The sequence below is a fragment of the Psychrobacter sp. W2-37-MNA-CIBAN-0211 genome (assembly GCF_040309405.1).
GTDB classification, from domain to species: domain Bacteria; phylum Pseudomonadota; class Gammaproteobacteria; order Pseudomonadales; family Moraxellaceae; genus Psychrobacter; species Psychrobacter glaciei.
Genome location: NZ_JBEOOU010000006.1, coordinates 15961 through 41952 on the forward strand (window position 1 = coordinate 15961; position 25992 = coordinate 41952).

Genomic DNA, 25992 nt, shown 5'->3' on the forward strand with positions numbered 1-25992 from the left:
GAAGACACGCCCTAGCCCAATACTGCCTTAATCTGCTCAGCCAAATCATTGGCCATCACATCACACTCTATCTCATCATCTGACTCGACCATCACTCGAATCATCGGCTCAGTGCCCGATTGACGAATCAAAAGACGACCACGACCCTCTAGAGTAGCACGTGCTTTATCAAAAGCGGTGACTAACTCTTTATGCTCAAAAGGATCTTGCATGGTAGATAAGCGTACATTGACCAGCTTCTGCGGCAATACTTCAAAGCCTTCTGTAAGGTCACTTAGGGCTTTATTTTGCGCTTGCATAACGGCCAATACTTGTAAGCTTGCAATGATCGCATCGCCCGTACGGCTCTTGTCTAAGCATAATATATGCCCAGATGGTTCACCACCTAGTATCCAGTCGTGAGCGGCAAGCTCTTGCATGACATAACGATCGCCTACTTTTGCACGAGTAAAGGCAATACCTGCCTCCTTCAATGCCAACTCTAGACCCATGTTAGTCATGAGCGTACCAACCACTCCTACCGCAGGCGTTTTGCCTTGGGTGGCAAGCACGTATAAAATGCCATCGCCATCGACCAGTTTACCCATCTCATCGACCATCACGATACGATCACCGTCACCATCTAAGGCAATACCGACATCCGCTTCATGCTCAAGTACGGCTTTTTGCAAGCTCTCTGGATGGGTCGAGCCGCAGTCAGCATTGATATTGATACCATCTGGCGTATTATTAATAGCAATCACGTTGGCACCAAGCTCACGCATGACTCTTGGAGCAACGCTATAGCCTGCGCCATTGGCACAATCGACAACGATTGTTAAGTGAGCTAGGTCGTACTGATAAGGGAAGCTGCCTTTACAGAATTCAATATAGCGACCTTTAGCATCATTAATTCGGTTATTTTTACCCAATTGTGCTGGATCAAGAATAGGCATGAGCACATCGCTGCCACTAGAGTCGCTCATAATGGCTTTTAATTTGTCATTAATCGCCGTTTGCATCTCATCGGTGAGTTTTTTCCCGTCAGCTGAAAAAAACTTAATGCCGTTATCATAGTATGGATTATGAGATGCTGAGATAACAACGCCTGCATCTGCATGAAAGCTGCGAGTTAAGTGAGCGATAGCTGGCGTTGGTAATGGGCCAAGCATGTTTACATCGACCCCTGCTGCGTTAAAACCGGCCTGTAGCGCCCCTTCGATCACATAGCCTGAGAGACGAGTATCTTTACCAATGACCACGCTCGGCTTACGGCTAGGATTGTCATTATTTTCTATGAGCACCAGTCCAGTCACATAACCTAACTTTAGAATAAAATCAGGGGTGATCGGTAACTCACCAAATTTTCCGCGAATACCATCAGTGCCAAAGTAGCTCATTACAAATGTTCCTCAAGTCTAAAAATGAAACGCCAGACGTACGCGCAGGCAAGGCAATAGTTATTATAATCTATTGGTGTATTTTACAAAAAAAACAGCCAACAATGACGAGGCATTGTTGACTGTTTGTATCCTGATGTCACTGTCATACTGTCTGTTAGTGACTATCGACGTTCTTAGGACTACAGTGTTTTAATTAATCCACTCGATAGTTCGGTGCTTCTTTGATGATTTGCACATCATGCACATGCGACTCTTTCATGCCCGCAGACGTCACCTTGATGAACTGTGGTTTGGTACGCATATCTTCGATAGTCGCACAGCCAGTATAGCCCATTGATGAACGTAAACCGCCTACCAATTGATTCACGATACCTGCCACTGGTCCTTTATAAGGAACACGACCTTCGATGCCCTCTGGAACCAGTTTTTCTACGCCATCTTTGGCATCTTGGAAATAGCGATCTGATGAGCCATTCTGACCTGACATCGCACCTAAGCTACCCATACCGCGATACGCTTTATAATAACGACCTTGGAACAGCTCAACTTCGCCTGGGGCTTCTTCAGTACCAGCCATTAATGAGCCGACCATGATACAAGAAGCACCAGCTGCGATGGCTTTTGCCATGTCACCTGAGAAGCGAATACCACCATCAGCAATCAATGGGATACTGTCTTTCAGGGCGCTGGCCACATTATCAATGGCTGAGATTTGTGGTACACCAATACCCGCGATGATACGTGTGGTACAGATAGAGCCAGGACCGATACCAACTTTTACCGCATCAGCGCCCGCATCACGTAACGCTAGAGCTGCATCACCGGTAGCAATGTTGCCACCGATAACTTGTACATGAGGGAAGTTTTTCTTGATCCAAGAGACTTTTTCGATCACGCCCTTTGAATGACCATGTGCCGTATCGACCACGATAATATCGACATCAGCTGCAATCAATGCTTCAACGCGCGCTTGCGTATCTGCACCCGTACCGACAGCAGCGCCGACACGTAAGCGGCCTTGCTCATCTTTACAAGCATTTGGGTTGTTTTCAGCTTTGGCAAAGTCATTGACCGTAATCAGACCGCGCAGACGAAATTCTTCATCAATCACGATTACTTTTTCGATACGGTGCTCATGCAGCAATTTTTTGATGTTTTCATTGCTTTCACCTTCTTGCACGGTGACTAGCTGCTCTTTTGGCGTCATGATATGGCTAACTGGTAATGACAGATTGGTCTCAAAACGCCAGTCACGATGTGTGACGATGCCGACGACTTTATCCGTGCCCTTCTCTACTACAGGCACACCTGAGATATTGTTGCTTTGGGTCAATCTTAATAATTCACCAATCGTCATTTCAGGATGCACAGTGATAGGATCGACTACCGTTCCTGCTTCAAATTTTTTGACGCGGCGTACTTGTGTGGCCTGCTTATCGATATCCATGCTCTTATGCAAGATACCCAAACCACCCAGCTGTGCCATGGTGATAGCCATTTCAGATTCAGTGACGGTATCCATAGCAGCCGAGATTAGCGGCAGATTCAGTGTGATACTTTTGGTCAAACGCGTGGACAGATCGGCAGATTTTGGCAAGATTTCAGAGTAGGCTGGTAACAATAAAACGTCATCAAAGGTGAAGGCTTCATCGACAATTCGTAACATACAGACCCCTAGTGGTGGTTATTTTGATGGGTGGGATTTTCGCATTAAGACAATCAATCAAGATCACCATTATGACTTTACGACGTTCAACCCTTGTTTGTTAAAGGCTTTGAATCATAGAGCTTTAGATAATAAGCAATGTACCAGTCGTTATTTATAATCAAACATTATTTGTCATCAAATAAAGACACTAGAAAACTGCTATTGATTTATCAGTGGTAAGAAAACGCAAATACTGCGCAGCCTTATCTTTAATCGCTCAGTTATCCCTTAAAAATAACGCCATATTATAACAAATAAGCAAGCAAATCGCATGTTATATTTGTCAGTGGGTTTTACTCACAGCTGTCTATCGATAGTGACGCTGTGCATTCAATTTTTTTAAGCGTCAAACTAGGGTCTGTTGAACATTAAGATGTGGAACTGGCAGTGGCTATTTTTTAGACAATACGCAGTGAAATTTTTGACGCCTAGTCATTCTAGGTTAGACAATTTCGCCATGTATTGGCAAAAAATAGCCCTGCCCCTGCTTGTATACTTGGGACTGATACTAAAATCAACCCAAACGTTGTTATAAACCTAGCTAAGGTCTAGACATTATCGTCGGTTTGCGCCTGATTTGATAAAAGGTTTGGTGCGATTTTAGCGATCAGCAGTCCTAATATTTGAATGTTCAACAGACCCTAATAGACATTGACTACTTTTGTCTCAATACAAGGTGCTCAGCTGGTAAATAGTGCTTTTGTTCACGGTACAAATAATCAAGCATCTGCTCACGTATCTCACAGGCCAGTGTCCATGCTTCTACAGGGCCTACCGCTGAAACAGCGCCACGCAGTTGAATAGTCTTTTCAGTCACCTCAACGACAAATATTTCAGGCTCAGTCTTGTTGTCCCAAAGCTTGTTGTCTTTCACCACCGAAATAAACTGCTGCCGAATGGCATCAATATCTGCGCCGTAATCGATATATAAGAACACAGGACAGGTCTGATGTACTTCTGTATGCGACCAGTTCTCTACCATTTCGGTGATCAATTCGCGCATCGGCACGATTAATCGACGTTCATCCCATGTTTTTAGTACCGCATAAGTGTAACGCAGGTCTTCAACGGTACTAAAGTTGCCATCCATTATCACACTGTCGCCAATTCGTACGGGCTGGGTCACTGCTACCTGTACTCCAGCAATGATGTTACCCAGTATTGGTTGAGCAGCGATACCAATGACCACGCCAGCAATGCCAGCCGAAGTCACTAAGGTTTTGCCAAAGCCTTCCATGTTGGCAAACTCACTCAGACCTATCCAAATACTGCCCAACACCATGACAAATACGAAGACGCGGCGAAATATCGATACATAAGTTCGACGACGGCGCACTTTGTCAAACTGCTCCTCTCCTAGGTTTTCAATCTGCATATCTTGATAGCGGTTGGCAAAAAAGTTGATAACACGTATACCGAGCCACATGGCGCTAAAGACCAATCCAATCCAAATAATCGGACGTATAGAGGAAGCGACTGCATCCAAGTAAGGAAAGCCACCCGACACCAAAGTAAATACCGATGAGAAGCTGATGGTAAAGGTTAGCGGTACTGTCAGCTTATTGACCAAATCTTCCACGCTATTATGGTGGAGCGTACTCAGCCGATTGCCGGCTTTATCTTTGACATACCAATTGAGAAGCTTGCCAGCACCTTTACTGAGTAACCAGCCCACTCCCATGGTAAAAGAGAAGAAAACAAGTAATGCTAAAAACTCCCAGATGGCGATACTAAACAACTGTAATTTTGTCCACGCTGGTAAATAACGCTCAAACTTTGCAGGATGATATTGCTCATAGAGGTTATCGATATTACCAACCGTTTGGGCAGAAAATATCCAAAAAGGCGCACTATCATCAACGCGCACACGCTCTAGATGTATGGGTACACGGCGCTCACGATAATCGATATAACCAAGCTGGATAGAGCGTCTAGGAATGCCTTGAATACTGTTCGTGCTACCAAGCGGTGGCTCAATCAAACCGTCAGGACGATCTGGCAATTCATCAAAAACATAGAGCTTTTTTTCAATCAACAGAAAATCAAGTTGTTTAGCCAGATCTATCGCCCGACTACGCTGCAACTTACCATCAATCAAATTCATATTGAGCGCGTAAGCGGCCAAATCATACTGCTGCTTCATGACGGCTGACTGAAAAAATTCTAAGGTGGCAAGCGGCGTGGATAAATTTGGCGGTTCAGCGAGCGGTGGCAATCCTGCATTTAGTTTGTTTAAGGAATAATAGCTTTCGTTATAATCACCAGTGAGACCCGCATCTCCTTGCAGTACACCTGCTTGTTGTACTGCATCCTTATCTAAAGGATTGACGACCTCATCTGCAATTTCCGAGACACTAATGCCTTCTTTTTTAAACTGTTCAATTTTCTGTGCCGTGTAATTCGCCAAGTTTTCTGGCTTCGCAAGCACAGTATTTAGTGCATCGCTTTGATTTTCGACTGCCGTATCGTTGTTGGTAGCCGCTGTCGCAGGAAGATAAAACACACTGCATACCATAACCAGCATGCTGAGTAAAAGTGTCAGTCTACTATGATGGCGCACAGCACTGCCACCAACATCGTAAATAGTGTTAGGTTTATCATTGACGTTGTTAACGTGCGTAGTGTCTAGAGAATGAAGGAAATTTTGCATAAGAGAAATCTTGGCCTCAGTGTGTTTCTAACCTAATGCAGTCTACAAAAAAAAGCCAGCGCAATGCTGACTTAATTTATTAGGGCGTGTCCTCATTTTAAAAATGAGGATAAAAGTGAGGTAAGTTGACGTAGTTTATGGTTGATACCATCTATGTTGAGCAAAGCACTATTAAGCACAGCATTAGGCACGGCGCCAAGTCGTACCAGCACGGCTATCTTCAAGCTCAATGCCTGCCGCTTTTAATTGCTCACGCACCTCATCGGCACGCGCAAAATCTTTATTGGCTTTAGCCTCTGCTCGCTCAATGATTAGACCATCAATAACCGCATCAGTTAACCCGTCATCTGCTTGATCACCGACGACTGCTTGTAAGAACTGTGACACTGGTTGCTGTAGTACATTTAATACCTGTGCCAAGGCTTTGAGCTGCTGCGCCCATTGCCAAACACTCGCCACGTCTTCAGCTTTGATGGCTTTATTGATATCACGGGCCAGCCCAAACAACACGCTAATTGCCGTCGAGCTATTAAAGTCATCATTCATGGCTTTAATGAAGTCTTGGCCAGCCGTGCTACTGTAAGCGTCGTTTATTAACGCCTCATTGATTACCAATGCTTCACCTTTTTGCTGTTCAGCCAGCTTTAAGGTATTGTATAATCTGCTTAGGCTATTATGCGCTTCTTCCAAGGCACTATCAGAGAAATTTACCTGACTGCGGTAATGGCTGGATAATAAGAAAAAGCGCAACGTTTCAGGATGGAAGTGCGCAATGACATCACGAATGGTGGAAAAGTTATCTAATGACTTAGACATTTTTTCGCCATCGACATTGATAAAACCAACATGCATCCAATTACGTGCATACTCACAGCCAGTCGCTGCTTCAGACTGCGCAATCTCGTTTTCATGATGCGGGAACTGTAAGTCATGACCACCGCCATGAATGTCAAAAGTATTGCCCAAGCACTTGGTCGACATCGCCGAACATTCAATATGCCAGCCTGGACGCCCTTGACCCCATGGTGACGCCCATTGTGGCTCATCAGGTTTTGCTGCTTTCCATAATACAAAATCAAACGGATTGCGCTTATCGTTCTCGACATCGACGCGCGAGCCTGCCTGCATATCATCAAGATTGCGCTTGGACAATTTGCCATAGTCAGCAAAACTATCCACGGCATAATAAACATCGCCATTGTCGCCAGCATACGCGTAGTCACCAGTAACCAACGTCTCAATCATTTGCTGCATCTCGTCGATGTGGTCAGTTGCCCGCGGCTCGGCATCAGGCGTCAAGCAGCCAAGTGCAGAGAAGTCTTCGTGCATCGCTTTAATAAAACGCTCAGTCAATACACCAATCTCTTCGCCATTTTCGGCAGCGCGCGTGATAATTTTGTCATCGATATCGGTGATATTACGCACATAATTGACGTCATAGCCCAATTGCGTCAGCCAGCGTACTGCCATATCAAAGCCAATCATCATGCGTGCATGACCAATATGACAATAATCATAAACAGTCATGCCACATACATACATACCTACTTGCCCGGCTTTGAGTGGTACAAACTGACGTTTACCGCCAGTCAGTGAATCATAAATGGCAAGCTGAGACATCGCATCGGCAAGAGGTGTGGTCATGGTATAAAAGCCTTTTAATTAGAACAAGATAGATAAATTGAGATGACGATAAAATATGAGTACCGTACTATTAGCCACCAACCGCGACTAATGAGATGATAAATTTAAAAGTTACCGCTTTATAAAAAATAATCACTTTATAAAACTTAACCCATTATCTTAGCGAAATCAGCCGGAAAATACTACAATGAGCGCACAACTAACCCTATTCAATGATAAAAACCGCTAAGGATGTAGAAATGGCCAATCGCTTGAGCAAAATATATACACGCACCGGAGATGATGGTAGTACCGGTATGGCAGATGGCAGCCGCGTGAGTAAAGCCGACAACCTATTTAGCGTGATGGGTGATATCGATGAGCTCAACTCACACATCGGTCTGGTACGCGCGCACTTGGCACAAGCTGCCCATAATAATGAAAACGCAAATCAACAGCAGTTGCCTGAACGCTTACAACAGCAAAAGGAATTAGACTTTGCTCAAGCCTTAGTCATTATTCAGCATTTATTATTTAATATCGGTGGCGAGTTGGCCATGCCAGAATATGAAGGTGTCAATGCCACTCATATCGAATGGTTGGAGCAACAAATTGACGCGATGAACACGACCTTACCACCGTTAAAAGACTTTATTCTACCGACAGGCTCACTATTGGTCAGTCAGCTGCATATAGCGCGTACTGTTTGTCGCCGTGCTGAGCGCCAAGCGGTACTCTTACAGCAACAACGTCCACCAGCCATTCGCGGTACTGCGATTAGCTTTATAAATCGCTTATCTGATTGGTTATTCGTCGCGGCGCGTTTTTGCACCGATCCTGCCCAAGTCTCTGAAGTGCTGTGGGACAGTCAGGTCTTGCAAAATTTCACTAATGATAAATAATCACTCACAACACAACACAACACAGCACAGCACAGCACAGCACAGCGATATGAGGCTATATGCCACTCTATCGATAAGCCAATAGCTCATATAGAAAAGCCCGCAGCGTAAAAGTTGCGGGCTTTTTTGAGATGCTATTAGCAACTGCTTCGTCTTGACGACTTAATATGTAGCGCTATCATCTTCGACGATGACCATATCAATGCTGTCATCATTAGGCACTAACTTTGGCGTTGTTTGTGTTGCTGGCTTTTTGGCGTCAGCACTTGCCGCGGCGGCTTGGTTGTTTTCTGTAGCGCTACTCTGACTGTTGCTTTGGCTACTGCTTGGATTATTAATGGTCGGCGGCGTAGCAGGCTCTACTGGACGAACAGGGGCGGTTGGCGTCACTATTCTTGGCTGACGGGTTGGCGCTGATTGATCGTTGTTATTGTTCTGTGCAGCGTCACGGCGACTTTCAGCCTGTTGAGCGCGCTGCTCATCAACCGCTGACTTAAACACCGAGCCTGCCATCACATCTGCCACAACAGTCAATAGTGCCGGTTGTCCAGCAATACGGGTACGAACTTGACCACCTTGAGTGCCGACGACATACGTAAAAGCGTCGTCAACGAGCATATTATTATTGATACGAATATTGTTTTGCGCTAATCGAGACTGCAAGCTTGGTTGGTTACCAGCCGCTTGTACTTGACTTGCTTGATATAAGTCTTCGCTTGGCAAAGTCATACTAACGCTTGCCTGACAAGTCGTCATACCATTGTTATTGGCTTCTTGTAAGATCGCAGCATTTTGCACATCGATAATAATGCCATTGATTTTGTCAGTGACAACACCACCGTTTAGACTGATTTCTGCCTCATTGGCATAATTGGCAGCCAACGTTTGGGCTTGCTGATTGAGCGTGTTTTTCAGCGTGGATTTCAAGCGATCTTGTACCAGCGGATCATCACAACTGACGGCAGGAGCGATTACGTTATCGTCAGTCACTGGTTGATCTGCCGTTGCTGCTGTCGTTTCAGCGCTATCGTCCTTATCTGAGCGATCACAACCTGTCACGGCCAAACCACATATCAGACTAATACCCGCAACGTGCTGCCATTTGATCCACTTGCTTTTTGCTACGCTCATACTCAATTTACTCCCAATTTACTAATGCTTACCGCCTGCGATGGACGGTATTTGACATTCAGATCGCAACATTTGCCGCGATAGATTTGAAAATCAGATTATTATACGGTGTTTGAATAGGATGGTCATTAGTGTAACTCCCTACTGTACAAATAATGTCCAACATTGTACCCAAAAGCCGCGTTTGGTTGCAAAAACATAACAAATACATACTTATATCATCAGTACAGAATTTTTAATGAGAATTAAGCAGTAGCAAAGATGATTAAAAACCTTCTTTGCAGTATCTATTAGACACACACTTATTTTTTATATTGCCACTCTCTACGGCAACGCCTGAGCAAAAACTATTTTGCAAATTTCGTTAGATTCTGTTGGTTGGACGCTATATCATTACTCGTAAAAATAGCCGACAGTTCCTCATTATGATAAATCTTAACAACACGCTTTTGCTCGGTCATCGCGGTGCACGCGGTGAAGCAGTCGAGAACACCTCGGCAGGTTTTGAGCATGCACAGCATTTACGAGCACGGGGTTTAGCGGGGGTTGAGTTTGATGTTCAGCTAAGTGCTGATGGACAATTGGTTGTGTTCCATGACGATAACTTAGAACGCATGTGTGGTCAGCAATCGCATATCGACCAGTTAACGCTCGCTGAGATTAAACGCTATCGGCAGTATGGATATCCAGTCATGACTTTAGCGTGCGCTTATGATGTACTGACCAATTTTCGCTATATCGAGCTTGAGATAAAGACCCATGAGCGCACCAATTATACGCAGTTGGTTAACGCGCTAGCACACAACCTCATTGACACGCCACTTGCCAGCTTACCTATTGTCCTTACTAGCTTTGATGTCGAGCTGCATGCTCGCTTGCAACGTCATCCGCTATTGATGCATACCCCACGCGGCTTGCTTATTCGCACACCTGACGCCTTGGCAACGGCGCCCAATACCGCATTGCAACTGGGCTGTAGTCGACTGGGTATCCACTACCCGCTCCTAACCCAGTCCGTCATTAAAAATAGCCATCGTTATGGTTTACCTGTTAGTGCGTGGACGGTCAACGACATCGATACCATTAAATCACTAATAACGTGGCAGGTTGATGTAATTATTACGGATTTTCCAACCTACCTATTGGTACACTAACGGCCCGATACCCCTCTTGAAAAAACCTCACACCCCCTACATATCTGTCATGCTACTTACACTTTTACGCTATGCCTGATAAGTCACCGGTTATTTACAGCAATGAATACTATAATTGATACAAGTTATTGTTATTTAGCAATATTTTTATAGTGTATAAGTGTTCACTTTACTTAGTTTTTAAGGTACTATGGTGTCTTAAATTAATACCGTTAGGGATATTATATGATTGCAAAAAAAGCACTTGGCTTACCGCTTAAAGGCTTACGTTTCGCTATCAAATCTGGCGACACGCTTGTAAAAACTGCCAGCACTCAAGTAACGCGTTTTAAAACTCGTTTTGACGAAAAAAAGGCGCAAGCTGCTTTTGATGAGCAACCTGTAGCAAAACGCAACTATGCGACAGATTCTGCACAAACTGACGTTTCTACAGAAGAGCAAAGCATTGATATGCGTGAGTTTGAGTTCACAAAAGCGCCGATCAACTGGATTCCAGCGACTATCTTGGTAGCCACACCAATTGCTGCCGCCATTATTACGCCATGGTACTTATTTACGCATGACGTGAGCGCGCCTGTTTGGGGCGTATTTGGTGCCTTTATGGTATGGACGGGTATGAGCATCACAACCGGTTACCATCGCCTATTGGCACATCGTGCTTATAAAGCTCATCCAATTGTCAAAAACTTCCTATTGCTTGGTTCTACTTTAGCGGTACAAGGCTCTGCATTTGACTGGGTATCAGGTCACCGTACTCATCATCGTCATGTAGACGATCGTTTGGATGATCCATATTCAGCAAAACGCGGTTTTTGGTTCAGCCATATTGGTTGGATGCTACGCAACTACCCTAGCGGCAAGTTTGACTATAAAAACATTCCTGACTTGACCAAAGACAGAACGTTACAGATTCAGCATAAATACTACGGTCTATGGGTCGTTGCCTTGAACGTTGGTATGGTCGCTGCTATTGGTTGGTTATTGGGTGATGTCTGGGGTACGCTGGTTATAGCTGGTTTGCTACGTTTGGTATTGACGCATCACTTTACGTTCTTTATCAACTCGTTATGCCACATGTTTGGTAGCCGTCCTTATACGGATACTAATACAGCCCGTGATAACTTCTTCTTGGCCATATTTACATGGGGTGAGGGTTATCATAACTATCATCACTTCTTCCAATACGATTATCGTAATGGCGTGAAATGGTGGCAGTATGATCCAACCAAATGGTTGATTGTAGGTTTATCGAAACTTGGTCTGACAACAGATCTACGTACAGTAGATGACACGACCATCAAGCATGCTGAAGTGCAAATGCAGTTTAAGGCAGCACAACAGAAAATTGATACAGCAACCGTTGGCGGCATTGATCTACCTCATGCAATGAAGAGCTTCCAAGATCGTATCAAGTTTGAATATGATGCGTTCACCCAGACAGTAGAAGAATGGCAGGCACTAAAAGCCAAGACGATTGAGATGAAAAAGACAGAGTTTGCGGATCGCTTGCATGAAGCTGAAGATATACTGAAAAATGACTATGCCAAGATTGAACAAAAAATCCTTGAGCATAATAGCAATTTAAAGACGGCATTTCGCTCTATTGGTCATAACGCCAAAGCGGCTTAAACGTTAACAGTAATCTGACTTTTCTATTTTGACTTTTTTCCTTCCCTTTATCTGTAATAGATAGAGGGATTTTTTTATCTAACGTTTATTCACAGCACTTATTTATTTATGAGATTTATGGAATCGGACAGGATTCATTAGACAGTCTTGAGAGGCGCAGATTACAAGAGATGGACAGAGTGAAACGCTGCAATGGTAAGGCTATGCTATAGTAAGCAAGTCACTCAAATAAGTCACTTAATTTATAATTCGATTATATCATTCGATGGGAAAGCCTTGCATGCGCTATCAAAACACCTACGTCAATCTAGACACACGTCTTTATCATAAACAGCCTCCTACGCCACTAGACAATCCACGGATTGGTCACTTCAATATACAGGTGGCACAGCAATTGGGCTGGGCAGACGATGAAGACTTAATGGCACGCTGGGTTGAGATACTCGGTGGTCAATACCTGCCAGCAGATTTTAAACCGTTAGCCATGGCTTATGCGGGTCATCAGTTCGGGCAATGGGCTGGTCAATTGGGTGATGGGCGCGGATTATTGATGGCGCAAGTGCTCGATAATAACGACCAACCACAAGACTTACATCTTAAGGGTGCTGGCCTGACGCCCTACTCGCGGATGGGAGATGGACGGGCAGTGTTGCGCAGTACCATTCGTGAGTATTTATGCGGTCATGCGCTTACGCAATTGGGTATTCCCTCCTCTAACGCTTTAGGATTTGTGGTCTCTGATACCAGAGTACGCCGTGAGCGCATAGAAGCTGGTGCGGCATTGATGCGCGTGGCTGACAGTCATATTCGATTGGGTCATGTCGAGTGGATTGCCAGCTTCGCTCCTGATGTACTCAGTGAATTTACTGACTATATGATTGACACTTACTACCCAGAGTGCCGCCAAAGTGAGACACCAGTATTGGCGTTTTTGACCGCAGTGGTTGAGCGTACCGCACGGATGATTGCCGACTGGCAGCTGATTGGCTTCGCCCATGGCGTGATGAATACAGATAACTTATCTATCACGGGCAGTACCTTGGACTTTGGGCCGTTTGGCTTTATGGAGCGCTTCAATCCTGCATGGATTAATAATCACTCAGACCATATTGGGCGTTACGCTTATCAGAATCAGCCCGCTATCGGACATTGGAATCTAAATACTTGGCTACCACACTTCATGCGCTTAGAGGGAGTAACGCGTGAGACGCTGGCTGACTGTTTGGCACCTTACGAGGCGACCTTTATGCAGCACTATCAGCAGGGGCTATGCCGTAAACTTGGATTGCCGCATCAAAGAGACAGTCTCAGCTTAGCCTTTGAATGGCTCACTTTTCTCGAAGACAATTTACTCGACTATACCAATAGCTTTCGGGCGTTATTGGCTCTCGTAGCGCCAAACGATTATCCTTATGAGCAGCAACTACTGTCTACCATGATGGCAGAGCTCAACGACGAAGCAAATAAAGTTTGGCAAGACTGGTCAGCACGTTATCTGGCGCAATTACAGCCCTTGTCTATGGAACAAGCGTTCAATGACATGCAAGCGAACAATCCTGCTTATGTATTGCGTAACAGCATGGCTCAGCGTGCGATCACTGCTGCAGAACAAGGTCAATTCGAGGAAGTTAATCGTGTATTCGAGCTACTTGCCAATCCTTATGATGTCCAAGCTATCGCTACCGATCTAGATAGTGCGCCGCCTGCACCTCACGCACCGCAAATGCCCATTAGCTGCTCGTCTTAATACATCTACTGTTCGATAGTATTTTAAAACATTATAAAATTAAGGTTGATATTTGGCTCTGTTCTTTGGCATTATCAACCAGCTAAATAATGAATATCATTTTATTATATTGTTCGGACAATTCACGGCTATTGACTAGGCGCGAATTGTCAATAGTGCTAGAATAACTATTTTGCAAAATTGCTTTTTTCGCTGCAATCTAAGCGCCAATCATTACCTTTTTATCGATCATTACCTTTTTTAGTGTAACTGTGCCCTCTTCTTATCATATCTCATGGTTTTTTGAGGGTTCGGCGTTAGTTTTTTATCACCATTTAATCTATTCCAATTTATTCCAACCATGGCAATTATTATGAATGACGATATCACTTTGAATACGGATAACCCTAATACGGAAAAAGAGCAGTTTGAACAAGCTGCCCTCCATTACCATGAGTTTCCAAGACCAGGTAAAATCTCAGTTACCCCTATCAAGCAATTGGCCAACCAACGCGATCTAGCACTTGCCTACTCTCCAGGTGTTGCTGTACCGTGTCTTGAAATTCAAAGAGACCCAGCATTAGCGGCCAAATATACAGCGCGTAGCAACTTGGTCGGTGTCATCACCAATGGTACTGCCGTACTAGGTTTAGGTAATATCGGCCCGTTGGCGTCAAAACCAGTCATGGAAGGTAAAGGGGTTCTGTTCAAAAAGTTTGCGGGTATTGATGTTTTTGATATTGAAATTGCACAAAATGATCCAGACAAATTCATTGAAGCCGTCGCTTCTCTTGAGCCAACATTTGGCGGTATCAACCTAGAAGATATCAAAGCACCAGAATGTTTCAAAATCGAACGTGAATTGCGTAAGCGCATGAACATTCCCGTATTCCATGACGATCAACATGGTACCTCAATCATTGTTGCCGCAGCCATGCTAAACGCTCTGTTGATTACTGGCAAAAAAATCGAAGAGATTAAAATTGTTTGTTCAGGCGCTGGCGCAGCAGCCATTTCTTGCTTAGATATCATTTGCGCCCTTGGTGTTAATAAAAACAACATCATTGTTTCAGATTCACGCGGTATTATCAGTACTAACCGTGAAAACCTTGATGAAACCAAACAGCGCTATGCTCGTGATATCACAGCTACTTCTATCGAAGAAGTCATGGACGATGTCGATATGTTCCTAGGTCTATCAATGCCAGGCACACTATCAGAAGATATGGTACGCCGTATGGCAAAAGACCCTATCGTCTTTGCACTTGCCAACCCAACACCTGAAATCATGCCAGAATTGGCACATGCGGTACGTCCAGACGTCATCATGGCAACTGGTCGCTCAGACTATCCAAACCAAGTAAACAACGCGCTATGCTTTCCATACATCTTCCGCGGTGCATTAGATGTTGGTGCAACAACTGTCAACGAAGAGATGAAAGTCGCTTGCGTAAAAGCAATCGCTGCGATGGCACACGTCGAAGCTACTCCAACTACCAGCGCTAGAAACATCGAAAAGATGCAGAGTTTTGGTCGTGACTACTTAATCCCAGGCCCTTTAGAGCCAAATCTAATCATTGAGATTGCCTCTGCTGTTGCCAAAGCAGCAATGGATTCAGGCGTTGCCACGCTACCTATCGATGATATGCAAGCATATCGTCAGCGTCTGTCTGAGTTTGTTTATAACTCAGCGTTTGTGATGAAGCCAATCTTTGCTCGTGCTAAAGCTGATCCAAAACGTATTGTGTATTGTGAAGGTGAAGACAACAATATCTTGCTCGCTGTGCAAGTCGTCGTGGATGAGAAGCTAGCACAACCTATCTTGGTTGGTCGCCCTTCAGTTATCGAAGCCAATATCAAAAAACTGGGCCTACGTCTAAAAGATGGCGAGAATATTACCATCGTCAACATTGATGACGATCCTCGCTACAAAGACTACTGGCAGGGCTACTACGAGAAGAACAAACGCCGCGGTGTGAGCATTGAGCTTGCTCGTCGTGATGTTCGCCGTAAGACGACTTTGATTGGTTCTTTACTGGTCGAAAATGGTGCGGCAGATGGCATGGTATGTGGTACGTTTGGTCATTACCAGTTGCATTTAAAATACGTTGAAAGCGTCATTGGTAAAAAAGAAGGTATGAACGACTTTTATGCGATGAATGCCGTATTGATGCAAGATCGTAACATTTTCATCGCGGATACCTATATCCACGAAGATCCAACGGCTGAACAGTTGGCTGAAATGACGGTCTTGGCAACTGATCAGTTACGTCGTTTTGGTATCACGCCACGTGTCGCGCTAGTTTCTCATGCTAACTTTGGTGCTTCAAACCGTGCCAGCGCTGTCAAAATGCGTAAGGTTCATGAGCTACTAACCAATATGAATGTCGACTTTGAATTCGAAGGCGAAATGCAAGGTGATGCCGCGCTTAACGAACATATTCGTCTAAACGATATGCCATCAAGCCCATTGAAAGGTGCAGCTAACCTGCTTATCTTGCCAACACTTGATGCATCAAACATTGCTTTCAACCTACTTAAAACCGCAACTGGCAGTGCTTCTATTGGCCCTATCCTATTAGGTACTAATAAGCCAGTACATATTTTGACGCCATCAGCGACAGCACGTGGTATCGTCAACATGACTGCACTGACCGTTACTGAAGCTCAAGATTTAGAGAACGAAGCTCAGAAATAGCTCAACGATAGTATGAGTGTGTTATTAGCACCATCACTGTAATTTATTTATGAAGATGGTCTGCTATACTAAAACCAGTCAGTGCTTTATTAAAAGCGCTGACTGGTTTTTTTTGTCAATCACCCTTTCATTAGTGTCAATTAAGTCAATAAATAGGAGCTATTATGCAAGTTTATCTCGTCGGCGGCGCAGTACGTGATCGACTGCTAGATCGTCCTATTAAAGACAAAGACTTCGTCGTCGTTGGGGCGACAGTAGCAGAGATGATTGCTGCTGGATTTCAACAAGTGGGCGCTGACTTTCCTGTGTTTTTGCATCCTACCAGTCATGAAGAGTATGCGCTAGCACGTACCGAACGCAAGCAAGGACGAGGCTATCAGGGCTTTAGTGTCCATGCCAGCCCTGAAGTGACGCTGTTGGAAGATTTGCAACGACGCGACTTAACCGTCAATGCCATGGCAATCGAAGTCACGAGCCTCACTGACGACACTCCTATCAGTGGCGAAGTGGTCGATTATTATGGTGGACTGAGTGACATAAAAAGCAAAACCCTACGCCATGTCTCCAGCGCTTTTAACGAAGATCCATTACGAGTGCTTAGAACGGCGCGCTTTTATGGGCGTTATTATGACTTAGGCTTTACGATTGCTGATGAGACCTTGGCATTGATGCGCCAGTTGGTCAGCTCAGGCGAACTGTCACATTTGAGTAGTGAGCGCATTTGGCAAGAATCGAGCCGTGCAATGATGCAGGTCTCTCCTCAGGTATACTGGCAGCAGCTGTTCGAAATCGATGCTTTAACAGAATACTTTGCGCCCTTACATCAGACGTGGAGCGCTAATGGTCACATACGAGAGACTGTACAGACCGCGCTGTATTTCGCGGGTCAAATGCAATTGAACTTGTCACAACGCTGGGCGTTATTACTGTCCAGTCTTAATCCAGCGTTATTTGGTTTAACACCCCGTGAAACGATGCCTGCCACAAAAGCTATTATTGAAATAGGCAATACCGCCAAAGTACCAAAGGCTCAAACTCAGTTTGCGACTTTATTCGTGCAGCAAGGCGAAAAATTAAAGCGTATAAATGAGCTTAGCGCGAGTGAAAAAATAGACCTTATCCAATCCTGTAGCGCCCATAAAGAGCCTGATAAGCTCTCGCAACTGCTAGTGACCAGCCACGTGTTACAGCTTGCCTCTCAGCACCGTGAGATGATGCTAGCCTTAGGCAGCTTCCATGCTATCGGTGTCAAAGATATCGAATCAGACCTCAAAGGCCCAGCGATTGGTGCGGCATTGCGACAAGCCAGAATTGAACATTTACAAGCGCACGATATGTCTTTAACACCCTCTGAAAAGATGGCTTAAAAATCACTCTCAAATGTCTACTAAAACTTAACTATGAATCAAAAAATTAACACCTCTTTAGCAGAAAGTACCGTTGCACCAGTGATGCTCGTGACTGGCAGCGCCAAGCGTATTGGTGCCGCTATTATTCGTGCCGCACACTATAAGGGCTACCGTGTCATTATCCATTGTCATCATAGTGAGCAAGAAGCCAATGCCCTAGCCGATGAGCTTAATGAAAATCGAGCCGATAGTGCCGTGGTAATCGTCGCTGATTTAGCAATCGTTAATGACAGCTCAGCTCTTAGCCAGTTCATCCAAAATATCATGGAAAGTTTTGGTCAGCTTGATGTGCTAGTACATAATGCGTCACGGTTTTATCCGAGTGCGCTTGGTAGTATCGAAAAAGCACAATGGGACGAATTGTTTTTGACCAATGCAAAAGCGCCCTTACTATTAAGCCAAGCGTTATATCCGTATCTGAAAGCACGGCAAGGTTGCATCATTAGCCTACTCGATATCCATGCGCACAATAAACCATTCAGCACTTATACCGTCTATAACATGGCAAAGGCTGCACATCGGATGATGGTACAATCTCTCGCACTCGATATGGCACCTGATGTGCGCGTCAATGGTGTTGCCCCTGGGGTCAATATTTTACCTGAGACTGATAGCGACCAAGCGCTTGATAATGAGCAACAACACAGCATTATCGACTCTATTCCTATGCAAAGAATAGGCAAACCAGCTGACATTGCCCATTGCGTGCTCTATTTGGCTGAGGCAAGTTATGTGACTGGCGAGATTATCGCGGTTGATGGCGGGCGTAGTTTGACCTTGGCTGGTGGCAGTTATTAACAAGCCATCAAATACTCTGCGCTACTTGTTAACTTTTACTTGAAAAATTCAAAAAATAAGGTATCATTGTCCGTCTAGCGTTAGGGCCCATAGCTCAGTTGGTTAGAGCAGAGGACTCATAATCCTTTGGTCGTAGGTTCAAGTCCTACTGGGCCCACCAAATTCAAACCCCGTAAATGCACTGTTTACGGGGTTTTTTGTTGTCTAAAATTCAGAAAAATATAATATATAGTTAGTTCAATATAAAATCGATACAGTCCATGTCAGATAACCATTTATCTAGGGGCTACCCTAGATAAATGGTTCAGTTCCTTTTTAACCCACTTTTTTAGCTGATGTAATTGACGTTTTGGATTACTGTCGTTAAAACGCCTCTCACATTCCTTTAAAAATAGATGGAAATGCTCTTTTGGTATGCCATTATATTTACGCATATGTCACTTGGCTTGGTTCCTCCAACAGTGCTGAACGTATTTTTCTAGATAGTTCTGAACATATTTGTCTTAATATAATTACCTTACAAACTCGAAAGCAGAACACTGGTTTCACTATTCAGAATGCCGTCAATTTCTCTTACTTGACGCAGTACTTCATCAAACTCTCTCAAGCTTGTCGTGTGTATTTCTGCTACCAAGTCCCATGCCCCATTGGTCGTATGTAGCTTAATCAGTTGCGGGATACCTCGTAACTTCCTAATCACCTGTGACGTAGACTTTCCTGTTACTTCAATCATCATCATCGCTTTGACGGTTTCTTTGTCTAGTGCCTCATGCACTCGAATCGTAAATCCTAAAATAGCGCCGTTATGCATCAGTCTGTCCAATCTGTTTTGGACAGTGGCACGAGAGACTTTGAGTTTTTTAGCAAGGTTTGAGATGGTTGCTCGACCATCTTGTCGAAGTTCAGATATCAGTTCGCTATCTAAAGAATCATAAGTGTAATACGCCATAAAAACGCTTCCTTCATTGAATTTTGACATTATGCTAAGTAGTACTTAACAATATGTCAAAAATACGTCCATATTTAATAACTTATTGACATTTTAACTGACAATTATAGTTGGTAGGATATTAATTGTCGGTTCAACAAACAATATTCATGAAAAGGAACAGCATTAGTGTCTAAATTTATCGTACCACCCAAGGAAGGGGTTCCATTCGTTAGTGTACAAGCGATGGCTAAAATGATTCATGATTATGGCGTTGAGCAATGTATTACAGATTTAGTAGATGCTTTAGAGCAAGACTTTCTTCGTTGGGATCAATTTGAAAAATCTTCCCGCTTTGCTTCGCATTCCAAAGACGGTGTCATCGAGTTGATGCCAGTCAGCGATGGAGAGATGTTTGCCTGCAAATATGTCAATGGTCATCCGATTAATACCACACGAAATTTGCAGACCGTAGCGGCGATGGGTATCTTGTCTGACGTCGAAAATGGCTATCCTATTTTACTGACAGAGATGTGTATCCTGACGGCATTACGTACGGCTGCCACATCAGCTATGTTGGCCAAGCATTGTGCGCCAAAAGGCGTTACAAAACTGGCGTTAATAGGAAACGGCGCTCAGTCTGAATTTCAAGCGTTGGGTATGAAAGCCATCATGGGTATTTCTGAAGTTCGTTTGTATGATGTTGATCCAGCGGCCTCGCAGAAAACCGCTGATAACCTTGCAGACTCAGGTTTGAAAGTGATTATTTGTCGCACTTTAGAAGAAGCTGTTTTAGGTGCAGAGATCATTACTACCTGTACGGCTGATAAAACCAATGCCACTATTTTACGCGACGATATCATCACAAAAGGTGTTTATATCAATGCGATAGGCGGTGATTGTCCTGGTAAGACAGAGCTGGATAGCAATATATTAATGCGCGCAGATCGTGTGATTGTAGAGTTTGAGCCTCAGACACGCGTTGAGGGTGAGATCCAAAATCTATCAAGCGACTTCCCTGTTATTGAGTTTCATCGCATTCTTAAAGGCGAAGTGCAGGCTCGAACGTCAGATGATGATCTAGTAGTGTTTGATGGTGTTGGTTTTGCATCAGAAGACTTTACGGCTTTGGTATTTTTACGTGACTTGATCAAAAAGCAGGGAGGGTATGAGATTTTAGATCTAATACCTCAGCAAGCTGACCCTAAAAACCTATATTCGGTAGTGAAAGAGCATAGCAAAGATCGCAGCACAGTGACGAATGAAGCTGAAACTGTGGCTATGTCGTAAGTAAGCAATACAAAAAAAATAAGCGCTTCTTATTTTGTGTAACGTTTAAAACCAACATCGTTTTTTAAATTTTATCTATATTTAGCAAGGCTCTTGGACAGTTACGGATATGTTTATTATTTAAATCTATCTACTGATCTTCAAGAGCTTTAATATATAAAAATGAATTTAATTTAAAATTTAAATGATGTAAAAAATATTTTATTTAATTTAATAGAGAAAAAAATGACTGATATGATGAAAAATATAAGAATAGTAGAAGTTTATTCAGATATTGCAGGATATAAAAAAGGCGCCTCTTTAGGAATTGATGCACTAAAAGCGTCATCAAAAGAACTCAATGCAGATTATTTTGAAAAATTGCAATTCGACAGTATTGAGGATGACAGTAATAGTGAAGGGGAATCACAATTTACGCACGCAAAATATGCTGATGTGATTGAACCAATTATCTCTAAGTTAGCACATAAAGTAAGAGATATAAGAAATGAGAATAAATTCCCCATTGTTTTAGCTGGAGATCATTCTAGTTGTGCAGGAACGATGCATGGCCTTAAGATGGCGCATCCTGATTCTGAAATTGGTGTGGTCTATATAGACGCACACGCTGATTTTCATTCACCATATACCAGTGGATCAGGAAATATGCATGGCATGCCTTTAGCGATGGCTTGTGCGATTGACAATCTGGAATGCCAGCGTAATGAGCTTTCTGAAAAAGAAAAAGAGTATTGGGAAAAATTAAAATTCATGGCATCTGATGAACCATCTATCAAGCCAGAAAATGTGGTCTTTTGTGCCGTTAGAGATTATCAAGAAGAAGAAATGGATTTAATTAGAAGACATAAAATCCCTTTATATAGCGTTGCTGAAATCACTCAAAAAGGCATCAGTTCCACAGTAGAGGAAATCTTTAAGAAGCTAGAATATTGTGATCATATCTATGTCTCATTTGATGTTGATAGCGTTGACCCTTTGTATGTGCCAGGAACCGGTACGCCTGCAATGAATGGCCTGTCATACGAACAAGCAATGCAACTTAATATAGAGCTAATCAAAAATAAGAAAGTATGCTGTTGGGAAATGGCAGAAATCAATCCTTTGTATAACAACTCAAAAGATGACTCGACCAGAATATTTAAAATTTTAGAAAAAGTGACGCAGTCCCTTTTAAAGAATTACTAATATTAAATATTAAAATGAGTTAAAGCATCTAGCCTAAATGTATTGATTGCGAATATTTTTAGGCTAGTTAAAAAATGGACTGCGAGTAACAATAATATGGACATTATTAAATCTAGTTCTTCAAGTCAAGATGTTAGCAGTATCAATATCAGACAGTTTTTAAAATTCTTTATACCCTCTATAATAGGTTTGATGCTCTTTGTATTTCCAATTCCCTATGTAGATGGGAAGTTTGTATCATATGCAGAAGGGTTTACCATTCCTATCTCTGTGTTAAAGGATTATATACAAGGTTACATGGGTGATATTTTACCATTGCTTGTTGTAATCTCAATTATGATTACACTGTGTTGTACGTTGTATACTAAAATCATGAAACCTTCATTGATTTTGAATAATGCATTTTTAAACAACTTACTGAACGTCACAACACCTTGGCTTATTATTAGAATGCTTGGTGCATTTTTTGTTGTCGTTACCTATTTCAAATTTGGGTTTGAGGCAATATATTCAGACAATATTGGCGGCTTAATATTATATGAGTTAATGCCAATACTTTTTATCGTATTTTTCTTAGCTGGATTATTGCTACCGTTATTGCTCGATTTTGGCTTGTTAGAATTTTTTGGTGTTCTATTGAGTAAAGTAATGCGACCTCTATTTGGCTTACCCGGTAGGTCATCTGTAGATTGTTTAACATCGTGGTTGGGTGATGGAACTATCGGCGTATTGCTAACTGATAAACAGTTGGAAGGTGGGTTTTATACCAAAAAAGAAGCAGCCGTTATTGCTACCAGCTTTTCAGCAGTTTCGATTACATTCTGTTTGGTTGTCATCTCTCAAGTTAAACTAGAAAGCTATTTTCTTAATATGATTGGGGTCGTGGCTTTATGCGGGATCGTTTGTGCTTTAATAGTACCAAGATTACTGCCTTTATCTAGAATTGAAGATACGTATGTAGTAGAAAACAGTGATAGAGATCATGAGACTATCCCTGAAGGAAAAACATTATTTACCCATAGTCTACATAAAGCCGTTCACAAAGCAGAAAAAAGTCCAAGCTTTTCTACTTTCTTAAAGGATGGGTTAAAGAATATTTTGGATATGTGGATCGGAATATTACCTGTCGTTATGGCAATCGGGACGATGGGCTTAATCGTTGCAGAAGAAACACCTGTATTTGATTATTTAGGTATGCCGTTTATCCCATTCTTAGAGTTATTGAATATACCTTTTGCAGCAGAAATGTCAAAAACGATCATGGTAGGTTTTGCCGATATGTTTTTACCTGCTATTATCGGCTCTTCAATAGAATCAGAATTAACTCGGTTTGTCATCGCTTGCTTGTCAGTTTCTCAATTGATCTATATGTCAGAAGTAGGTGGACTAATTTTAGGCACAAAAATTCCAGTAAGCTTCTTACAGTTATTAGTAATCTTTCTATTAAGAACTATTATCTCATTACCGATTATTGCATTATGTGCGCATATGATTTTTTAATAATATTAAATTGCAATTTTTGCTTCGCAAGAGGATTTTCTGAAAGCCTGATACACCGATTCTGAACAAAAGATCAGCAGCAAAAAACCACCTTGACAGGTGGTTTTTTATTGCTGATATCAATCTACTCACAAGATTGTCGGTTTGCAAAACCAACTACCCTCTCCGACATAATAGGCTCATCAACTGCCTTTTTTCATTTAGTATTTTACTTAGGTGATGTGCTTAATATAGTCAAAATACCCCAAAAACGCTACGATACTGCTGATATCAATTTTTTGTAGCCTCTGTCTGCACAGGCACAGCAAGCAAGAAAAATTGATATCAGCAGCGCGTGATGTATCGATTTTACTTTTCACTGACTATATTAGGATTTGTTATATCTAATTTATAAAACTAAAAAGAAGTACGACGATAGTTGCGGTATTTAGGCAACCAAAAATTGGCTTTTAATTGACGTTCTAAGTTCTCTGCCGTGACAGGTAGTGCCAATTTATCTTCAATCGCTTGTCGTGCGACTGCATAGGCTATTTTTTCACTGATCTCTCTAATGACTCTAATGGGCGGTAATATTGCACCTGGTGCTTTTTCATATTCCATTGATATATCGGCAAGTGCTTGGCTTGCCGCCATTAGCATATTATCGCTGATGCCCGTCGCACGCGATGCTAAAACACCTAGACCAATACCAGGGAAAATATAGCTGTTATTACACTGCGACACTTCGAAAGTCTGTCCTTCAAAAGTAGTATGAGGAAAAGGACTTCCGGTTGCCACGATTGCCTTACCACGACTCCAGTTTGTTACTTCTTGCGGTGTTGCTTCAACACGAGATGTTGGGTTTGAAAGCGGTAAGACAATCGGATGCTCAGTATTCACACATAAAGCTTCGATCACCTCTTGGGTGAACAGACCTTTTTGTCCACTGACGCCGAATAATACGGTTATTTTTGCTTGTTTAACCACTTGCGCCAAACCAAGTTTTTTACTTCTATCCCAGCTTGCAATAGCCGATTCTTTTTGTACTAACGGTTCTTGGAATTTTTGTAGCTCTGTCATGCCATCAGTAAGCAAGCCATAACGGTCCACCATAAATACTTGGCTGCGAGCCTGCGCCTCCGTTAAGCCTTCACGCTGCATTTGGCGAATGATATGCTCAGCAATACCGCAACCAGCAGATCCTGCACCTAAAAACGCGATATTCTGTTGGCTAAGCTTTTGACCTTTATTCAAGCACGCTGCAATCAAGGTACCGACTGACACAGCAGCGGTGCCTTGAATGTCATCATTGAAACAGCATAATTGGTCACGATATTTATTCAATAATGGTGTCGCATTCTCTTGGGCAAAATCTTCAAACTGTAATAATGCCTCAGGCCAACGACGTTTAACGGCTTGAATAAACAAGTCTACAAACTCATTATATTCGTCACCCGAGATGCGTGGATTTCTCCAGCCCATGTACATAGGGTCGTCAAGCAATTGCTGATTATTGGTGCCGACATCTAATAAGATCGGTAGGCAATAAGCGGGGCTAATACCACCACAAGCCGTATATAACGACAATTTACCAATGGGAATACCCATACCGCCAATGCCTTGATCCCCTAGGCCTAATATACGTTCACCATCGGTGACAACGATTACCTTGACGTTTTGTTTGGTGGCATTTTGCAGCATGTCATCGATTTTGTGACGCTCAGGATAAGAGACAAACAAACCCCGTTTGCGGCGATAAATCTGAGAGAATTTTTCACATGCTTGGCCAACGGTTGGGGTATATATGAGCGGCATGACTTCTTCAATATGCTGCTCAATCAAATGATGAAACAAGGTTTCATTAGTATCTTGAATATTACGCAGATAAATATGCTTATCCATATCATTAGTGAATGAACGTAGTTGATGATAAGCACGTAATGACTGCTCTTCAATCGTCTCAATGTTATGAGGCAGTAGGCCTGTTAAATTAAAGCTATCGCGCTCTTCTGATGAAAAAGCGCTACCCTTATTTAGTAAAGGGGTTTCTAATAATGCAGGGCCTGCAAAGGGAATATATAACGGACGTTTGGTTTGCATAATAAAATCTTCTTGTTAGAGGCGTATGAGTGAAAAAATTAATGGGTTAAATATTTTACTTATTCATTAAATTCACAGTCATTATTTACATTTATTGAGCGATGCTGAAAAAATCATGGCAGTAAACTTGATCAAGCAACCACTCGACGATAAGTGTATCATGACCAAGAAAATACAGAGCGATAATACGGAATTCAAAG

17 protein-coding genes, 1 tRNA gene and 1 pseudogene are annotated in these 25992 nt (G+C 42.8%); 11 read left to right on the forward strand and 8 right to left on the reverse strand.

Going from position 1 to position 25992, the window contains the following annotated elements:
• Nucleotides 1–11: 11 nt before the first annotated feature.
• From glmM to cysS, 4 genes are all read right to left on the reverse strand, one after another.
• Complete coding sequence (gene glmM, locus AAEY72_RS07730) at nt 12–1379, reverse strand: phosphoglucosamine mutase (protein WP_352310112.1); 1368 nt, start codon at nt 1377–1379, stop codon at nt 12–14.
• 196 nt (nt 1380–1575) lie between these two features.
• On the reverse strand, nt 1576–3048 hold the full coding sequence (gene guaB, locus AAEY72_RS07735; RefSeq protein WP_352310113.1) for an IMP dehydrogenase: 1473 nt from the start codon (nt 3046–3048) through the stop codon (nt 1576–1578).
• A 697-nt stretch (nt 3049–3745) separates the two neighbouring features.
• Complete coding sequence (locus tag AAEY72_RS07740) at nt 3746–5740, reverse strand: mechanosensitive ion channel family protein (protein ID WP_352310114.1); 1995 nt, start codon at nt 5738–5740, stop codon at nt 3746–3748.
• Between the two features lie 183 nt (nt 5741–5923).
• Nucleotides 5924–7360 (reverse strand): cysteine--tRNA ligase, encoded by a 1437-nt coding sequence (gene cysS / locus AAEY72_RS07745; RefSeq protein WP_502945358.1) that lies wholly within the window; start codon nt 7358–7360, stop codon nt 5924–5926.
• Between the two features lie 263 nt (nt 7361–7623).
• Between cysS and AAEY72_RS07750 the strand changes: the two genes are divergently transcribed.
• The gene (locus AAEY72_RS07750; protein ID WP_194619959.1) at nt 7624–8265 is read left to right on the forward strand and encodes a cob(I)yrinic acid a,c-diamide adenosyltransferase; all 642 of its coding nucleotides are present in this window, start codon (nt 7624–7626) and stop codon (nt 8263–8265) included.
• A 162-nt stretch (nt 8266–8427) separates the two neighbouring features.
• On the opposite strand, the gene AAEY72_RS07755 is transcribed toward AAEY72_RS07750, so the two are convergent.
• On the reverse strand, nt 8428–9396 hold the full coding sequence (locus tag AAEY72_RS07755; protein ID WP_194619961.1) for a hypothetical protein: 969 nt from the start codon (nt 9394–9396) through the stop codon (nt 8428–8430).
• Between the two features lie 425 nt (nt 9397–9821).
• On the opposite strand from AAEY72_RS07755, the gene AAEY72_RS07760 reads away from it, so the two are divergent.
• The 7 genes from AAEY72_RS07760 to AAEY72_RS07790 all read left to right on the forward strand — a co-directional run bounded on the left by AAEY72_RS07760 (nt 9822) and on the right by AAEY72_RS07790 (nt 18970).
• Complete coding sequence (locus AAEY72_RS07760; RefSeq protein ID WP_352310115.1) at nt 9822–10550, forward strand: glycerophosphodiester phosphodiesterase; 729 nt, start codon at nt 9822–9824, stop codon at nt 10548–10550.
• Between the two features lie 450 nt (nt 10551–11000).
• Entirely contained in the window at nt 11001–12179 is a 1179-nt protein-coding gene (locus AAEY72_RS07765) for an acyl-CoA desaturase (RefSeq protein WP_352310196.1), read from the forward strand.
• Nucleotides 12180–12459: 280 nt separating this feature from the next.
• Nucleotides 12460–13926 carry a protein adenylyltransferase SelO gene (locus AAEY72_RS07770; protein WP_352310116.1) on the forward strand — a complete coding sequence of 489 codons (1467 nt, stop codon included), beginning with the start codon at nt 12460–12462 and terminating at the stop codon, nt 13924–13926.
• Between the two features lie 352 nt (nt 13927–14278).
• Nucleotides 14279–16603: an NADP-dependent malic enzyme gene (locus tag AAEY72_RS07775; RefSeq protein WP_352310117.1), complete on the forward strand. Its 2325-nt coding sequence runs from the start codon at nt 14279–14281 to the stop codon at nt 16601–16603.
• Between the two features lie 164 nt (nt 16604–16767).
• Entirely contained in the window at nt 16768–17970 is a 1203-nt protein-coding gene (locus AAEY72_RS07780; RefSeq protein WP_352310118.1) for a tRNA nucleotidyltransferase/poly(A) polymerase-related protein, read from the forward strand.
• 33 nt (nt 17971–18003) lie between these two features.
• On the forward strand, nt 18004–18810 hold the full coding sequence (locus tag AAEY72_RS07785; RefSeq protein ID WP_352310119.1) for a pteridine reductase: 807 nt from the start codon (nt 18004–18006) through the stop codon (nt 18808–18810).
• Nucleotides 18811–18893: 83 nt separating this feature from the next.
• A tRNA-Ile gene (locus AAEY72_RS07790) sits at nt 18894–18970 on the forward strand.
• A 115-nt stretch (nt 18971–19085) separates the two neighbouring features.
• Here the strand turns inward: AAEY72_RS07790 and AAEY72_RS07795 are convergent.
• Nucleotides 19086–19247: pseudogene (locus AAEY72_RS07795) on the reverse strand (IS1595 family transposase); the annotation flags it as partial.
• An 80-nt stretch (nt 19248–19327) separates the two neighbouring features.
• The gene (locus AAEY72_RS07800; RefSeq protein ID WP_010199089.1) at nt 19328–19759 is read right to left on the reverse strand and encodes an Lrp/AsnC family transcriptional regulator; all 432 of its coding nucleotides are present in this window, start codon (nt 19757–19759) and stop codon (nt 19328–19330) included.
• 168 nt (nt 19760–19927) lie between these two features.
• Here AAEY72_RS07800 and ocd point away from each other — a divergent pair, with 168 nt between their 5' ends.
• The 3 genes from ocd to AAEY72_RS07815 all read left to right on the forward strand — a co-directional run bounded on the left by ocd (nt 19928) and on the right by AAEY72_RS07815 (nt 23713).
• Nucleotides 19928–21028, forward strand: coding sequence for an ornithine cyclodeaminase (gene ocd / locus AAEY72_RS07805; protein WP_352310120.1), 1101 nt, complete (start codon nt 19928–19930; stop codon nt 21026–21028).
• Nucleotides 21029–21253: 225 nt separating this feature from the next.
• Nucleotides 21254–22213 (forward strand): arginase, encoded by a 960-nt coding sequence (locus tag AAEY72_RS07810; protein WP_352310121.1) that lies wholly within the window; start codon nt 21254–21256, stop codon nt 22211–22213.
• 96 nt (nt 22214–22309) lie between these two features.
• Nucleotides 22310–23713: a YjiH family protein gene (locus tag AAEY72_RS07815; protein ID WP_352310122.1), complete on the forward strand. Its 1404-nt coding sequence runs from the start codon at nt 22310–22312 to the stop codon at nt 23711–23713.
• A gap of 396 nt (nt 23714–24109) precedes the next feature.
• On the opposite strand, the gene AAEY72_RS07820 is transcribed toward AAEY72_RS07815, so the two are convergent.
• Nucleotides 24110–25792, reverse strand: a complete 1683-nt coding sequence (locus tag AAEY72_RS07820; RefSeq protein WP_352310123.1) for an NAD-dependent malic enzyme — start codon at nt 25790–25792, stop codon at nt 24110–24112.
• Nucleotides 25793–25992: the final 200 nt, after the last annotated feature.

Bases quoted from the DNA above. Each gene is read 5' to 3' on its own strand.
- cysS (WP_502945358.1), bottom strand. From the start codon at position 7,360: ATGTCTCAGCTTGCCATTTATGATTCACTGACTGGCGGTAAACGTCAG.
- AAEY72_RS07770 (WP_352310116.1), top strand. From the start codon at position 12,460: ATGCGCTATCAAAACACCTACGTCAATCTAGACACACGTCTTTATCAT.
- AAEY72_RS07780 (WP_352310118.1), top strand. From the start codon at position 16,768: ATGCAAGTTTATCTCGTCGGCGGCGCAGTACGTGATCGACTGCTAGAT.
- AAEY72_RS07785 (WP_352310119.1), top strand. From the start codon at position 18,004: ATGAATCAAAAAATTAACACCTCTTTAGCAGAAAGTACCGTTGCACCA.
- AAEY72_RS07815 (WP_352310122.1), top strand. From the start codon at position 22,310: ATGGACATTATTAAATCTAGTTCTTCAAGTCAAGATGTTAGCAGTATC.
- AAEY72_RS07760 (WP_352310115.1), top strand. From the start codon at position 9,822: ATGATAAATCTTAACAACACGCTTTTGCTCGGTCATCGCGGTGCACGC.
- AAEY72_RS07755 (WP_194619961.1), bottom strand. From the start codon at position 9,396: ATGAGCGTAGCAAAAAGCAAGTGGATCAAATGGCAGCACGTTGCGGGT.
- AAEY72_RS07820 (WP_352310123.1), bottom strand. From the start codon at position 25,792: ATGCAAACCAAACGTCCGTTATATATTCCCTTTGCAGGCCCTGCATTA.
- guaB (WP_352310113.1), bottom strand. From the start codon at position 3,048: ATGTTACGAATTGTCGATGAAGCCTTCACCTTTGATGACGTTTTATTG.
- glmM (WP_352310112.1), bottom strand. From the start codon at position 1,379: ATGAGCTACTTTGGCACTGATGGTATTCGCGGAAAATTTGGTGAGTTA.
- AAEY72_RS07740 (WP_352310114.1), bottom strand. From the start codon at position 5,740: ATGCAAAATTTCCTTCATTCTCTAGACACTACGCACGTTAACAACGTC.
- AAEY72_RS07750 (WP_194619959.1), top strand. From the start codon at position 7,624: ATGGCCAATCGCTTGAGCAAAATATATACACGCACCGGAGATGATGGT.
- AAEY72_RS07765 (WP_352310196.1), top strand. From the start codon at position 11,001: ATGCGTGAGTTTGAGTTCACAAAAGCGCCGATCAACTGGATTCCAGCG.
- AAEY72_RS07810 (WP_352310121.1), top strand. From the start codon at position 21,254: ATGACTGATATGATGAAAAATATAAGAATAGTAGAAGTTTATTCAGAT.
- AAEY72_RS07775 (WP_352310117.1), top strand. From the start codon at position 14,279: ATGAATGACGATATCACTTTGAATACGGATAACCCTAATACGGAAAAA.
- AAEY72_RS07800 (WP_010199089.1), bottom strand. From the start codon at position 19,759: ATGGCGTATTACACTTATGATTCTTTAGATAGCGAACTGATATCTGAA.